Raw genomic sequence first — 14,492 nt, forward strand, 5'->3', positions numbered from 1 at the left:
CCGATCACCCACGGGTAACGACCGGGGCGTGGCCGCGCGACGTTGCGGCCCGCCCCGCCAACGCACGTGAACTGTCGTCATCGTGAAAAGCCCTGATCCTTCGAGGCGCCGCGCCGGCCTGATCTACGATCTCGTCAACCGCGTGATCGTCTTCTTCCTGCTGGTCGTGCTGACCTTTGCATTGCCGCGCCTGATGCCCGGCGATCCGCTGTCCCTGCTTTTGTCGTCCGACGTGACCCGCGAGCTGACCGCAGCGGAAGCCGAAGCCCTGCGCCAGGACATGGGTCTGGGCGGTTCGTGGGCAGACCAGTTCCTCACCTACTGCCGGGCCGTCCTCAGCGGAGATCTTGGCTATTCCTTCCATCACGCCGCGCCGGTTTCCCAATTGCTGGCGACGGCGCTGCCCTGGACCGGGCTGCTGGTGCTGGGGGCGATCCCGCTCTACCTGATCGTCGGCGTCCTTGCCGGCATCGAGGCCGGCCGGGTTCCCCATCGGCGGTTCGACCGCATCGCCACGGGCGCCATGACGGTGCTGGCCAGCCTGCCGCCATTCACCGTCGCCGTCTTCCTGCTGCTGATCTTCGCGGTGCTCTGGCCCGTCCTTCCGTTGGGCGGGGCGCAACCCATATTCCCCGCCGAGGCGCCGCTCGCCCGAAGCGTGGAGATCCTCCGCCATGCCCTGCTGCCGACCGTCGCGCTCGCGGTTCACGAAATCGTCCGGTTCTATCTTCTCAGCCGCGGCGAAGCGGTGGCCCTGTCGGCACGGCCGTTCCTGATCAACGCCCGCGCGCGCGGGATCTCCGGCTGGCGTGAGCGGATCGACTATTACGGGCGCAACCTGTTGCCGGTGATCCTGGCGCGGATGAGCGATTCGATCACCGTGCTGATCGGCGCCGTCCTCTATGTGGAGGTGGTCTTCTCCTATCCGGGCATCGGTCACCTGAACCTCGGCGCCATCATGGACCGCGACTACACGCTGCTGCAGGGTGCGGTGTTGGGCCTGTCGGTGCTCGTTCTCTCCCTCAACTGGCTGATCGACGTTGCGGCCGCCCTTCTGGCCAGGCGGGGATAGCGCGTGACCGATCAGATACGATACGGCGCGGCAGGGTTTCGGCGCCGCAACGGGCTGGCGCTGGGGTCGGCCGCAGCCGTTTTCGGCGTCATGGCTGTCGGTCTGGTCGTGCCGCCCTACCGGACCGGCCGCGACGTCCTGCAGCCGCCGGGTCCAGAGCACTGGCTCGGCACCAACGACATCGGACAGGACGTCCTCATCGGCCTCATGCACGCGATGCCGAATACGGTTTTCATCGCCGTGTCGGCGGCGCTGATTTCATTGGCGGCTGCGACCACCTTTGCGTGCCTGGCCGCAATCGGCGGCACACTGGTGGCGACGGCGGTGCTGCGCACGGTCGACATCCTGCAGGTCATCCCGTCGATCCTCCTGCTTCTGTTGTTCGCGGCCTGGCTGCAGCCGGGCATTGCGGGCATCGTCCTGCTCTTGGCGCTGACCACCTGGCACGAGGACGTCCGCGTCCTGCGCGCGATCGTGTTGCGCGAGCTGACGCGCGAGAACGTTCGCTATGCGCGACACATGGGCGCCGGCTGGAGCTACTGCGTCACCCATCACATCGTCCCGGCAGTATGGCCGACCCTTGTCGGCCTCTATGTTCAGAACATTCGCCAGGCGGTCATGAAAGCGGCCGGCATCGCGTTCCTCGGACTGACCGACCCGCGGCTGACGACATGGGGCAGCATGATGCAGGATTCGCTCGACCATCTGCACGGGGATGCCTGGCGCTGGCTGCTGTTGCCGCCGGCCCTGTCGCTGTCGCTGTTCCTGCTGATCGTGCTCGCCGTCGGACAGCGGCTCGAGCGGCAGACGATGGCGGGAGCAACGGCAAGACCATGATCACGCTTGAAAGGGTCTCGCTTTCCGTTGCCGGCAAGACCATCCTCGATGAGGTCACCTTCCAGGTCGGGTGCGGCGAAACCGTTGCCGTGGTCGGCGAATCCGGCGGCGGCAAGACCAGCCTTGCCCGCCTTCTTCTCGGTCTCCTCGACGGCAGGGCATCCGAGCGATGCAGGCGCGGCTCGACCGCCGGGTTCCACTGGTCGGGGTCCGCCCGTGTCGGCGGCCTCGACGTCCTGACCGCCACACCGCGGCAGATGCGGGCCTATCGCGGCCGCCGGGCGGGCCTGATCGTGCAGGCGCTCTCCGATGCGCTCAACCCGCATCTTACCGTGCTGCAGCACATGGAGGAGGTGCTGAAGGTCCAGCATGTCGCCGGCATCGACGCCCGCGCGGCATGCCTCGACCACAACATACCGGCGGACCTTCACCACCGCCTTCCCGCCGGCCTCAGCGGCGGCGAAATCCAGCGGGTCCTCACCGCACTGGCGCTGGTCGGCGATCCGCCATACCTGATCCTCGACGAACCGACGGCCTCTCTGGATCCGGCCAACAAGGACCGAGCCGTCGCCGCGTTCATGAAGGGTCGCGAGAGCCGCTGCCAGTTGCTCATCACCCATGACCTCGACCTTGCCCGGCGCCTTGCCGACCGCACCGGTGTCCTCCACCAGGGCCGGCTGGTGGAGATCGGCCCGACGGAGGACGTCTTCGAGCGGCCCAACCACGACTACACGCGCAGCCTCTTGCAGTTTGCTGTCGATGCGGCGGCAGCCCGAATGCGCCAACCGAAGCCGCTTGAGGATGCAAAAGCGCCAACGGCGCCGGCCGTGCCGGAGAGAGCCGCGCGACGGGCCGGCTTGCTTGTATCGAACGTTTCCCACGGCTATGGCGGCCGCCCGGTGTTGCGGGGCGTTTCCGTGTTCGTGCCGGCCGGGACATGCCTTGCTATCCTCGGCGAGAGCGGCTGCGGCAAGTCGACCCTGGCGCGTCTGCTGACGGGGTTCGAACCATTGCAGTCCGGAACCATCGAATGGTGCCCGGCGGCCGGGCCGGCGGCCTTTTCACTGTCCGCACTCGTCTCTCAGCATCCGCACCGTGCGCTGGCGCGCCATTTCAACGTCGAACAGGTGCTGCGCGAAGCCGTTCTCCTGAGCGGGAGACGGCATCGTGGAACCCGTGCCCGGCGCTCCGACATCGATCGGCGACAGATCGAATCGATGCTGTCGCGTGTCGGCCTGCCGGTCGATGACGGGTTCCTCACCCGAAAGACAGCGGCCCTTTCCGGCGGTGAGGCTCAAAGGCTGGTCATTGCCCGCGCACTCGCCACAAACCCTCGCTACCTCATCGCCGACGAGCCGACATCGGCCCTCGACATGAGCGCCCGGGCGCAAATCCTTTCCCTTCTCAGGGAGTTGACGGAGGAAAGCGGCCTTGCATTGGTTCTGTTCACGCACGATCCGGCGGCCGCCCGCACCCTTGCCGACCGCTGTCTTCATCTGCGCAATGGCGAACTGAGCGAGAGGGTTTCGGAAGGCCCGGAACGCATCGGTTCGCCGGCGTCCATCGTGTTTGAAGAGGTGCCCCAAACCGCCGGATAGCCATGTGCTCTGGAAGCGCCGCGTCGCGTTTCGGCGTTCCGGCCTGCCCGTGCCGATGCCAGGCGCGTGCGGCATTTTGCAACGCCTTGTGGCCAATCGCAGTCGTGCTAATAATGCAAGTCATTTGCAAAAAGGAAGCGTGCCACGGCATGCGGGGAAAAGACGATGGCGGACGCAGCTTTGACCGCAGAAGCCCCCCTGGTCGGGGCCGCTGAGCAATCGGAACGCCCGGATTACCTGTCGAGTTTCCGGCTGATCTGGCCGTACCTTGCCGGGCAGCGGGTCAAATTGGCGGCGGCGGTTTTGTTGGCAACGCTATCCGTCGCACTCGAACTGGTGCCGATCTACCTCATCTACCGCACGATCGACGCGCTGGTCGTCGGCGACCTGACGACGGCGTCGCTTCTCTTTTCCGTGGCCGGAGCGCTCGGTGCGGTCGTACTGGGTTATGCCGTGCTCGGCCTTGCCATGATGGTCTCGCATCTGGTCGCCTTTGATGCACTGTTCCGGCTGCGGCTGGCGCTGTCGCGGCACCTTGCGCGCCTGCCGCTAGGCCATTTCCAGATGCGCCAGAGCGGGGAGGCGAAGAAGCTCGTCATCGACGATCCGGAGAAGCTGGAACTCATCATCGCCCACGGCATCCCGGAGGGGATCAGCGCAGTGGCGACATGGATCGCGGTCTCCGCCTGGCTTTTTGCGGTCGACTGGCGCATGGCATTGGCCGTCATCTTAATCACGCCGGTCGCCTTCGTCCTCATCGTTCTTGCCATGCGGTCGGGCTCGCGCTTTGCGGGCGCCTACCAGGCTGCCGGCCAGCGCATGAACGCGGCCGTCGTCGAATATGTTGCCGGCATGCCGGTGGTGAAGATCTTCAACCGCTCCGGAGAGGGCTTTCGCGAGGCAAGCGACGCGGTCAGCGCCTATGCGGCGCTGGAAAAGGAATGGGCAAACGCCTTCCTGCCGCTCGGCGGCACCTTTTATGCGCTGGTGCTGTCCAACGTGATCTTCATCGTGCCGGTCGGCGCCTTCCTGATCGCCGGCGGCGGACTGGACCTGCCGACCCTCGTCTTCTTCGTCGTCCTCGGCGCCAATTACAGCCGGCCGCTGATCAAGCTCTTCAACCTGTTCCACGAGCTGGCCCATATCAGCATGGGCTCGACGCTCCTGGAAGAAGTGCTTTCCGCACCGCCGCAATCCGATACCGGCAAGGTGCTGCCGCTCGATGGCCATGACGTCTCGTTCGACGACGTGCGCTTCGGATATGACGCGCACGATGTCCTGCACGGCGTCAGCTTCACTGCCCGAGAGGGAACGGTTACCGCGCTGGTCGGCCCGTCCGGGTCCGGCAAGAGCACCATCGCCAGCCTCATCCCCCGCTTCTTCGACCCCCGCTCCGGGCGTGTCTCGATCGGCGGCGTCGACGTGCGCGAGATGGGGCTCGACCAGTTGATGGACACGGTCGCGTTCGTGTTTCAGGACACGGTCCTCTTCACCGACACCATCGCCGGCAATATCCGCTTCGGCAAACCCGATGCCAGCGATGCGGAGGTCGAGGCGGCGGCGCGGGCGGCGCGGGCGCACGACTTCATCACCGCCCTGCCGCAAGGGTACGAGACCCGGCTCGGCGACCTCGGCCGCAAGCTGTCGGGCGGCGAGCGCCAGCGCATCGCCATCGCCCGGGCAACCCTGAAGGACGCGCCGGTGATCGTGCTCGACGAGGCGACGGCCTTTGCCGATCCCGACAACGAGGCCGCCATCCAGGAGGCCATCGAGGCGCTGGCGGCGGGACGCACGCTGATCGTCGTCGCGCACCGGCTGCACACGATCCGCGAGGCCGAGACCATCGTCGTGGTGGCGGACGGGCACATCGCCGAGACCGGCCGGCACGACGAACTGGTCGCGGCGGGTGGGCCCTATGCCCGGCTCTGGGACGATTTCATGGCGGCGCGCCAATCGAGCCTGCGCGGCACGCCGGCGACGGTGGAGGATCGGCCATGAGCGACATCGAACGCACGATGACGGGCATCGCGCCCGATGCCGGCGCGGTGCGGTCCGACCTGGAAAGCCTGAAACGGCTCTGGGCGCTGGCCGGGCCACTGCGCGGCACGGTCCTCACCGGCATCGTCTATCGCTTCGCGCAATCCTTCTGCCTCGGCCTCGGCTTCGGCACGGCGATCCTTCTCGTCACGGATCTTCTGAAGGACGACTTCACGCCGACGACCGGATGGGCGCTGACGATGACCGCGCTTGCGTCCCTCTCCCTGTTCGGCCAGCTCCTGTTCGGCTTCCTGTCGTCGAAGATCACGTGGTTCGCCGCGTTCGATCTCGGGGCGGAGCTGCGCCTTGCGATGCTCGACCGGCTGCGGCGGCTGCCGCTCGGCTTCCACCTGTCGCGCAACCGCGGCGACACGGTGACGATGCTGACCTCCGACATGCAGATGGTCGAGAACTTCATGCTCGACGGCCTGCCGCGCATCGCCGAGGCCTTCGGCCTGCCGATCGCCATCCTGATCTTCCTGGCGTTCCAGGACTGGGTCGTGGCGCTGGCCGCGCTCGCCTCTATCCTGGTTGCCGTGCCGGTCTACCTGAAGGCCAGCCGGCGGCTGGCAGAGCTCGGCATCCGCCGCCAGGACATGCAGGCCGCCGCCGCGGCGCGGATGATCGAGTTCGTGCAAGGCATCGCCGTCATCCGCGCCTTCAACCGGCTCGCCAAGGGGGCCGAGGATTTTCGGGCGGCGCTGCAGACCTTCCGCGACCTGTCGGTGCGGATGGTGCTGCGCCTGACCCTGCCGCTGGTCGGCTTCGGCCTGATCCTGATGCTTGGCGTGCCGCTGATCCTGTTCGCCGCCGGCTGGCGCTGGCTCGGCGGGGAGATCGGCGCGGCGACCGCGATCACCGCCTGCATGCTGATCTACGCCACCTATGGCCCGCTGCTCAGCCTGATCGCCGTCATGGAGGCGACCCGCATGGCAGACGCCTCGCTGACCCGCATGGACCGCATCCTGACCGCACAGCCCTTGCCCGAGGCGGCCGCGCCGAAAGAGCCGGACGGTTTCGACATCGCCTTTGACGACCTTTCCTTCGGCTATGGCGAGACGCCCGTTCTGAAACGTCTCACCTTCACCGTTCCGGAGCGGACGATGACGGCGATCGTCGGCCCGTCCGGAGCGGGCAAGAGCACGGTGCTGAACCTGTTGCCGCGGTTCTGGGACGTCGGCGGCGGCGCGATCCGGATCGGCGGCGTCGATATCCGCGAGATGTCGTCGGAACGGCTATCGCGGCTGATCACCGTGGTGTTCCAGGACGTCTACCTGTTCTCCGGCACGATCTTCGACAACATCGCCTTCGGCAAGGCATCGGCCACGCAGGACGAGGTCGAGGCGGCGGCGAAAGCCGCCCAAGCGCACGCCTTCATCGAAGCGCTGCCGGACGGCTACCGGACCCGCGTTGGCGAAGGCGGCGCCAGCCTGTCCGGCGGCGAGCGCCAGCGCGTGTCGATCGCCCGGGCGATCCTGAAGGATGCTCCCATCGTCCTCCTCGACGAGGCGACGGCGGCGATCGATCCGACCAACGAACGCGCTTTGCAGGCGGCGCTAGCGGCGCTGGTGGCCGAGAAGACGTTAATCGTCGTGGCGCACAAGCTCTCCACCGTCCGCGCCGCCGACGACATCCTGGTGCTCGACGAGGGGCGGATCGTGGAGCGCGGCGGTCATGACGATCTGGTCGCCGGCAGCGGCCTTTACGCGAGCCTCTGGCGGCACTGGACGGAGGCCGCGAACTGGCGGATCGGCCACAAGTGAGGCGCCCTTTGTACAGCACCGGCCATCGCGGTGATTGGCGGAAACCCCGAAGCATGGATGCAAGGTCGTGAAAGAGCCCAGGTCGGGAGCGTTTCTCGTGATTGGTGATACGCTCGATAGGCTTTTCTCGCGTGGTCCTGTCCGAAAACCGTTGCCCGGTTCTGGAAGACACAGCTCAGGAAGGGCTTTGCGGCGCCGGCGCCCGAAGACTAGGCCCTGCCTCCTCCTCCAGCCAGGCGAGCAGGCGGCCGGTCATCGCCACCTGCCAGAAGCGGCCGGCGAGCGTCAGGCAATAGACACGGCCCGACCGCTCCATCAGCCCGGCCTCGCACCATTGGCCGAGCAGCGGCGCGGTGAGCGCAACGAAATCGCCGCCGCCGAGACCGGCGAGATATTGCGTCGGTTCCACCGGATCGAGGAACCCTTCTTCCATCCCGGCCTTGACGGCGTTGTGCACGGGCGCGAGCGGCGACATACGGACCATACCGGCGGCAAGGCACGCGTCCGTGCCGGCGCGTTTTTCGTAGTCGCTGAGGTCTGCTGTGTGCCGGAAGCTGTGTCCGGCGAGGAACGCCCCGCCGCCGGCGCCGTAGGCCAGGCAGTCGGCGCCGGACTTGATGGCGGCGTTATAGAGGTTTCGCTCGCGCGCGCCGCGGCGCCAGTGCGACGTCGTGATCGGCTCAAACCCCGCCCGCGCCGCTACCGCGCTGCCGGCGGCGTAGTATCTGCCGAGGTCTTGTCGCGGCACCGGCCGATGTTTTCCCCGGGCGATTGCGCTTGCGAGTGGCGCCCGCGAGATCAGGTTGAGCGCATAGAGGTCGAACCCGTCGAGGCCGAGGTCGGCCGCCAGCCCCACATCGGCGGCGAAGTCCTCAAGGCTCTGGCCGGGCAGCCCATAGATCAGGTCGACGATGACGGCGGCGCGGTCGGCCCTCACGAGGTCCTCAAGGAACCGGATCACCTCCGCCTTGCCGGCCTTCCGGCCCATCGATCGGCGGATCCCGTCGTCGAAGCTCTGGATACCGATGGACAACCGGTTGACCCCGGCATCGAACGCGGCACGCGCCTTTTCCCCGTCGAAGGAGACGACCCGGCCCTCCAGCGTGATCTCGCAGTCGCCGGCAAGCGGCAGGGCGCGGCGAAGGCCCTCGACCAGCCGCGCCACATCGGACGCGGCAAGGGTGGTCGGCGTGCCGCCGCCGAGATAGACGGCACGAAGCGGTGGCCCCTGAAGGCAGGCTCGTCCGGCGTCTTTCTCAAGGTGCTTCAACACGGCATCCACATAGGCGGCTCCCGCGTCGCTGCGCCAGGGGTTCTGGTAGAAGCCGCAAAAGAGGCAATGGTTCTCGCAGAACGGCACATGGACATAGGCGACGCCGGGCGCGGCGCGCGGTGTTTCCATCACCCGGTGCCAAACCTCCGCCACGTCGGCGTCGGGCACCGGCGTCATGCCGACAAAGGGGTGGACGGTCCCCGCGCCGGCAAAGGCATCGGCCAGGGGATCGTCGCTCACGCGTGCAAAGAAACGCTCCAGCGGCTGGCGGGCACCCGCGTCTTCGTTTCCGGTCCTTTCTGCTTGGTGCGTCATGCTCTCGCGCGGATCGTGGGCGGTTTCCAGGACGTCGGCAACATAGTCGGCCGCGCCCTGCCGTTCGGTCAATGGCCTGGCGTCCAACGCCGATCGCCCGATCCATCGGAAAGCACCGGGGCGCCGTTCAAGGCCCGATCGCAGAGCCTGTTCGAACATCGTCGGCTCCGAAGCCGGCAGCAGCGCCGGGACCATCGGTCGAGAACAGACACAACGCGCGACGTTGCCGACGGTGGTGGCCGGCGATCCTTCCTCCAATTCAGGACGCTTTCAATGTATTCGCTAGAAGTCCCTCGCCGTGCCATCGGCGTCGCCCGCCGGCTTGCGGCCGGCGCCGGTGTCGCAATTGTCGCAGCCTGCGTCGGCGGCCCCGCCGTCGCCGATCCGGGCCATGGGTATGCCCTCATCGACCCGCTGAAATACCCGGCGGGATTCGACCATTTCGACTATGTCGATCCGGACGCACCGAAGGGCGGCACCCTCAGGCTCGGTGCCGTCGGCAGCTATTCCTCCCTCAACACGCTGACGTGGCCGGCCCGCACGCCGCGCGGAGGCGCCGAGGGTTTTACGCTTCGCGACCTCCTCTACGACAGCCTGCTGGAACAGAGTGCCGACGAGGTCGCCGGCTATTACGGGCTGCTGGCGAAGACGGTGGAGACCGTGCCGGACCATAGCTGGGTGCGCTTCACCCTCGATCCTGCCGCCCGCTGGCACGATGGCACCCAGGTCACCGCCGCAGATGTGGTCTTCACCTTCGAGCAACTGGCAGAAAAGGGCGTTCCCTTCTACCGCCAGGCGCTGGGAGGCATCACCGCCACAGCCGAGGCTCCCGACACCGTGCTGATCACGGCGGCACGGCCGGGGGACCGGCAATTCGTCGGCCTCGTCGGCGGCATCCCGATCCATCCGAAACACTATTGGGAGGCCGCCGGAGAGGACCGCGACGCCATGGCGCCTCCCCTTGGTTCCGGGCCCTATCGCATCGCGGCGGCAACCCAGGGCCGCTCGGTGACGCTGGAGCGCGTGCCGGACTATTGGGCCGCAGATCATCCGGTCAATCGCGGCCGTTTCAATTTCGACCGCATCCGCGTCAACTACTACCGCGACGCCACCGTCGCCATGGAGGGGTTCCGGGTCGGCGAATACGATCTGAGGGTGGAAGATGACGCAGTGCGCTGGACGACGGGCTATGGGGGGCCGGATTTCGATGCGGGCCGCATTCGCCGTGAGACTTTCACGCAGAAGACGCCGGGCCGCCTCGTCGGCCTTGTCTTCAACCTGCGCCGGCCGGCCTTCGCCGACAGCCGCGTCCGCGAGGCGCTCAGTCTCGCCTATGATTTTTCCTGGGTGAACGAGAACCTCTTCCACGGCCTCTACCAGCCGGTGACGAGCTATTTTGGCGAAACCGCGCTTGCCGCGACCGGCGCCTTATCGGCGGCCGAGAGGGACATCCTCGGGCCGCGCGTCGATGAACTTCCGGACGATGCCCTTGAGGCACCCGGTCCGGACGGCCGCGAAGACGGGGAACGGCACCGCGAGGCGCTGCGGCGCGCGGCCGACCTTCTCGACGCCGCCGGCTTCACGCTGAGGGACGGCGCCCGCATCGACCCGGCGACCGGCGTGCCCTTCGTCGTTCAGGTCGTCTTCCTCGATGCCGGCCTGGAGCGGGTGCTCGCCACCTACGCCAACTGGCTGAAGCATCTCGGCGTCACCCTCGACTATCGCTGGCGCGAGCCGGGACTGGCCTCAAAGATGTTGCTCGACCACGACTTCGACATGGCGGCTCTGCGGCAATGGTCGCCCGGCCTCCTGCCTGGCCTTTCCGAACGGCTTCTGTGGGGCTCCGCGCTTGCCGACCGGCAGGGCAGCTATGCCCTTTCCGGCGTCAAGAACCCTGCCCTTGACCGCGCCATCGAAGCGATGAACACCGCCCGCACCCGAAAAAATCTGCAGGCGGCCGCGCGCCTCTTCGACCGCCTGATGCGCTGGGGTCGCTACATGCTGCCGCTCTACCGGTCGAACCGGATATGGGTCGCCTGGCGCGACCGCTTCGGCTATCCCGACACGGACGCCGGTCGCACCGGTTTCGTCGACATCTGGTGGCGAAAGCCCGGATCGGCCGGCGACTGAAGCACGTTGCGTTTTCCCGAAACACGCGAAATGCTTTAAGTCTTTGTTTTGACGAGATTTCTTGTCCGAGAAGTCTGTCAACTTTTTGGCAAAGACGGGGCCCCGCCCGGCGCCACGTTCAATTGGTCCTGCTTCGTGCCCAGTTCGGCGTCATGCCATAGGCCTTGCGGAAGGCGGTGGCGAAGTTCGCGGGGCTCGAATAACCGGCGATATGGGCGGCCTCGGCAATCGAGACGCCTTGGTCCTGGAGCGCCTCGTTGGCCCGTTTCAGGCGTTCGGCGCGGATATACTCGCGCACCGTCATGCCGAATTCGCGCTTGAAGGCACGCTGGATGGAGCGGCGGTTGAGGCCGAACACCTCTTCCAGGCGGTCGAGCGAGAGATCGCCGTGAAGATTGGCGACGACATGGAGCCTGAGGCTTTCGTGGATCGCGCGCTGCGCACCCGACACGGACCGGGCGGCCTCGTTGCGGCAGTCGACGATGCCGCGGCGCAGGATTTCCAGGCCGCGGGACATGCGGAACAGGCCGACCTGGTGCTCGTCCTCGATCGGCGGCGGCGAGATGATCTGGGCGGCGAGCCGGCAGACGTCCTGGCACGGCCGCCAGGTCACGTGATGCAGGTGTCCGATCGAGCGCCGGCCAAGGATCGGGCTGTCGCCGGCGCACGCTCCCTCTTCGCGGCATAATTCGGCGAGCGGGCAGGCGGACGCGCCACCGCCGCAGTCGCGATGGAACTGCTCCAGCCAGTCGGGCGGCGCGGCGACCGAGATCTTGCGGAACGGATCGCCGTAGGAGCCGGCAAAGCGCAGCCGCGACAGCCTGTCGATCCGCATCAGGAAGGCGACCGGCCTTGTATCGTCGCGATCGCCGGCGACCAGCTCGATGCACTCGTCCTCGAGAAAGAATTTCTGGCGCCCGCGCAACAGCACGAGCAATTGCAGCTTCGGCGACAGCAGCGTCTCCGACGCATCGCCGACGCCATGCATTTTCTGGTTCAAAAAGCCGACCCGGAAATCGCCGGGAAAACGCTCAATGGTCATCTCACTCTCAGCGTGGCTGTACCCTTCCGGCCCTCGTCGACGCGCGTTTCCATCCGTTTTGTCATTTCTACAAACAACAGAGTCGCTATTGCAAACGAATTGCATCTAGCACTGTATACGGCCGGAAAATAGATTGACCACCTCACAAAAAACAATTTCAGGCCGCCCCGCCGGTGCGGCCCTGAAGGAAGGTGGATCGGAGTCGGCATGAGCAGTACGCGTCGCATCGTTTTCGGGGTCACGGCGGCCCTTTTGTCCTCAACCGTGATGACGCCGCTGGCGGCGCAAGAAGCCGTCCAACTCGACGCCGTCGTCGTGCAGGCGCCTGGTGGCGGTGGCGAGGTTGGCGACGGGCCGGTCGACGGCTATGTGGCGAGGCGCTCCGTCTCCGGCACCAAGACCGACACCCCGCTGGAAAAGACGCCGCAGACCATCAACGTGGTGCCGGCCGAGCAGATCGAGGACCAGGGCGCGACGTCGGTGGCCGAAGCCCTCACCTACACGCCGAACGTGCTGACCAACTATCGCGGCACCTCGAACCTGCATGACGAGGTGTTCGTGCGCGGTTTCGAATACGCCGACAAATACGTCAACGGCATGGTCTTCGGGCAGAGCTCCTACGGCCAGCTCGATCCGTTCCTGATGGAGCGTGTGGAGGTGGTGAAGGGGCCGAACTCGGTGCTCTACGGCCAGATCCTGCCGGGCGGCATGGTCAACCAGATCCTCAAGCATCCGACCGGGGAGACCAGGCGACGGGTGAGCGTCGGCTACGGCACGGACAACTACAAGAGCATCGGCGCGGACATTGAGGGCGTCTTCCTCAACGACGATTTCGGCTACCGCGTCGTCGCAAAGGGCTGGCACAAGGAATTGCAGGGCGACGACTACGTGCAGGACCGGTTCCTGGTCATGCCCTCGGTGACCTGGAAGGCAACGCCCGATACCGAGGTCACCGTCGACATGCTCTACCAGCACGAGCCCGACGCCGGCTACCGGAACTTCAACACCTATGAGGGCACGCTGGTGCCGACGGCCGGCGGCTACCGGATCCCGCGCGACCTCGTCTCCGTCTCGCCGGACTTCGACGAGGTCTTCCGCCAGACCTTCTCCGCCGGCTACGAGATCAAGCACCACTTCACCGACGCGTTCCAGGTCGTTCACAAGCTGCGCTACAACCGCATCCGCATGGACCATCGCGGGGTGATGATCGACAGCGTCGCCGGCGACGTGCTCAATCTCGGCGTCGTCCGCGTCGACGACGTCATGGAGCAGCTGACGACGGACACCTACGTGACCTGGGACTTCGACACCTCCGGCACCAAGCACACGCTGATGGTCGGCATCGACCACCAGGTGAGTTCCAAGGAGACCGACTACGCCTCCAACTGGGCCTCAGGTCTCACCTACGATCTCGCCCATCCCCGCTTCGTCCCCGCGAGCTTTGCCCGGTCGGTGGTCCCCACCAACACCTACAATGAGGACCTCCGGCTGCGGCAGACCGGGCTCTATGTGCAGGAGCAGATGGAACTCGGCCGGCTGAACTTGGTTGCCGGCGCGCGCTACGACTGGGCCGACACAGACATCGTCGACCTGACCGGTGCGGCACCGACCACGACCTACAAGGACGAGGCGCTGAGCGGGCGGATCGGCGTCGCCTACAGCCTGCCCTTCGACGTCACGCCCTATGCGAGCTACTCGACCTCGTTCCAACCGGTGCTGCGCCAAGCGGCGCCCGGCTACGGTCCGCTGGAGCCGAGCGAGGGCACGCAATACGAGGCCGGCGTCAAATGGGCGCCGCTCGGCGGCGACGTGCTGGTGACGGCGTCCTATTTCGACATCGAGCAGACCAACCTTGCCGAATACGACTTCGCCTCCGGCGGCTATGTGCCGATCGGCACCAGGCGCTCGCGCGGCGTCGAGCTGGAAGGCCGGGCGCGGATCACCGAGGCCTTCAGCCTGATCGCCTCCTACGGCTATGTGGATGCGGAGATCACCGACGGCGCCGACGCCGGCTACAAGGCCCAGCGGGTGCCGAAGCACACGGCGGCGCTCTGGGCGAAGTACGGCTTCGACTTCGGCCTCGAGGTCATGGGCGGCGTGCGCCATGTGGGCGAATCCTACGGCACCTGGGACAACAGCATCACCGTTCCCTCCTATACGCTGGTCGACCTCGGCCTCGCCCTCGACCTCGGCGCCATCACGCCGAACATGGCAGGGGTGAAGGGGACGCTGAACGTCACCAACGTCGCCGACAAGGAGTACGTCTCGTCCTGCTACAACGGTGCCTATTGCTGGTACGGCGAGGGGCGCAAGGTGATGGCCAATCTCAGCTACGAATGGTGATCGAATGATACGTCGACATGTTGCGGCGCTGCATCTTTGCAGCGCCGTTTGGCTTTTGATGACGGCGGCCGCAGGGGCGGCC

General features: G+C 66.6%; 9 protein-coding genes. 7 read left to right on the forward strand and 2 right to left on the reverse strand.

Going from position 1 to position 14,492, the window contains the following annotated elements:
- Window positions 1-82: 82 nt before the first annotated feature.
- From CH339_RS20275 to CH339_RS20295, 5 genes are all read left to right on the forward strand, one after another.
- Complete coding sequence (locus CH339_RS20275) at window positions 83-1,072, forward strand: ABC transporter permease (protein WP_245408183.1); 990 nt, start codon at window positions 83-85, stop codon at window positions 1,070-1,072.
- 3 nt (window positions 1,073-1,075) lie between these two features.
- Window positions 1,076-1,909: an ABC transporter permease gene (locus tag CH339_RS20280; RefSeq protein ID WP_245408184.1), complete on the forward strand. Its 834-nt coding sequence runs from the start codon at window positions 1,076-1,078 to the stop codon at window positions 1,907-1,909.
- Entirely contained in the window at window positions 1,906-3,507 is a 1,602-nt protein-coding gene (locus CH339_RS20285; protein ID WP_111436192.1) for an ABC transporter ATP-binding protein, read from the forward strand. Before CH339_RS20280 ends, CH339_RS20285 begins: the two co-directional genes overlap by 4 nt.
- Before the next feature lie 165 nt (window positions 3,508-3,672).
- A complete protein-coding gene (locus tag CH339_RS20290) occupies window positions 3,673-5,505 on the forward strand; it encodes an ABC transporter ATP-binding protein (RefSeq protein WP_111436193.1) in 1,833 nt (610 codons plus the stop codon).
- The gene (locus CH339_RS20295) at window positions 5,502-7,307 is read left to right on the forward strand and encodes an ABC transporter ATP-binding protein (protein ID WP_111436194.1); all 1,806 of its coding nucleotides are present in this window, start codon (window positions 5,502-5,504) and stop codon (window positions 7,305-7,307) included. The genes CH339_RS20290 and CH339_RS20295 overlap by 4 nt, the downstream gene beginning before the upstream one ends.
- Window positions 7,308-7,482: 175 nt before the next feature.
- On the opposite strand, the gene hutW is transcribed toward CH339_RS20295, so the two are convergent.
- Window positions 7,483-8,967, reverse strand: coding sequence for a heme anaerobic degradation radical SAM methyltransferase ChuW/HutW (gene hutW, locus CH339_RS20300; RefSeq protein ID WP_201241060.1), 1,485 nt, complete (start codon window positions 8,965-8,967; stop codon window positions 7,483-7,485).
- A gap of 201 nt (window positions 8,968-9,168) precedes the next feature.
- Between hutW and CH339_RS20305 the strand changes: the two genes are divergently transcribed.
- A complete protein-coding gene (locus tag CH339_RS20305) occupies window positions 9,169-11,025 on the forward strand; it encodes an extracellular solute-binding protein (protein ID WP_111436195.1) in 1,857 nt (618 codons plus the stop codon).
- Between the two features lie 118 nt (window positions 11,026-11,143).
- On the opposite strand, the gene CH339_RS20310 is transcribed toward CH339_RS20305, so the two are convergent.
- The gene (locus tag CH339_RS20310; protein WP_146610262.1) at window positions 11,144-12,067 is read right to left on the reverse strand and encodes a helix-turn-helix transcriptional regulator; all 924 of its coding nucleotides are present in this window, start codon (window positions 12,065-12,067) and stop codon (window positions 11,144-11,146) included.
- Between the two features lie 207 nt (window positions 12,068-12,274).
- Here CH339_RS20310 and CH339_RS20315 point away from each other — a divergent pair, with 207 nt between their 5' ends.
- Window positions 12,275-14,410, forward strand: coding sequence for a TonB-dependent siderophore receptor (locus tag CH339_RS20315; RefSeq protein ID WP_111436197.1), 2,136 nt, complete (start codon window positions 12,275-12,277; stop codon window positions 14,408-14,410).
- The last annotated feature ends 82 nt before the right edge of the window (window positions 14,411-14,492 follow it).

This window comes from Rhodobium orientis, from assembly GCF_003258835.1.
GTDB classification, from domain to species: Bacteria; Pseudomonadota; Alphaproteobacteria; order Rhizobiales; family Rhodobiaceae; genus Rhodobium; species Rhodobium orientis.

Coding starts and splice junctions, on each gene's coding strand:
- CH339_RS20285 (WP_111436192.1), top strand. CDS start 1,906: ATGATCACGCTTGAAAGGGTCTCGCTTTCCGTTGCCGGCAAGACCATC.
- CH339_RS20290 (WP_111436193.1), top strand. CDS start 3,673: ATGGCGGACGCAGCTTTGACCGCAGAAGCCCCCCTGGTCGGGGCCGCT.
- CH339_RS20295 (WP_111436194.1), top strand. CDS start 5,502: ATGAGCGACATCGAACGCACGATGACGGGCATCGCGCCCGATGCCGGC.
- CH339_RS20305 (WP_111436195.1), top strand. CDS start 9,169: ATGTATTCGCTAGAAGTCCCTCGCCGTGCCATCGGCGTCGCCCGCCGG.
- CH339_RS20310 (WP_146610262.1), bottom strand. CDS start 12,067: ATGACCATTGAGCGTTTTCCCGGCGATTTCCGGGTCGGCTTTTTGAAC.
- CH339_RS20315 (WP_111436197.1), top strand. CDS start 12,275: ATGAGCAGTACGCGTCGCATCGTTTTCGGGGTCACGGCGGCCCTTTTG.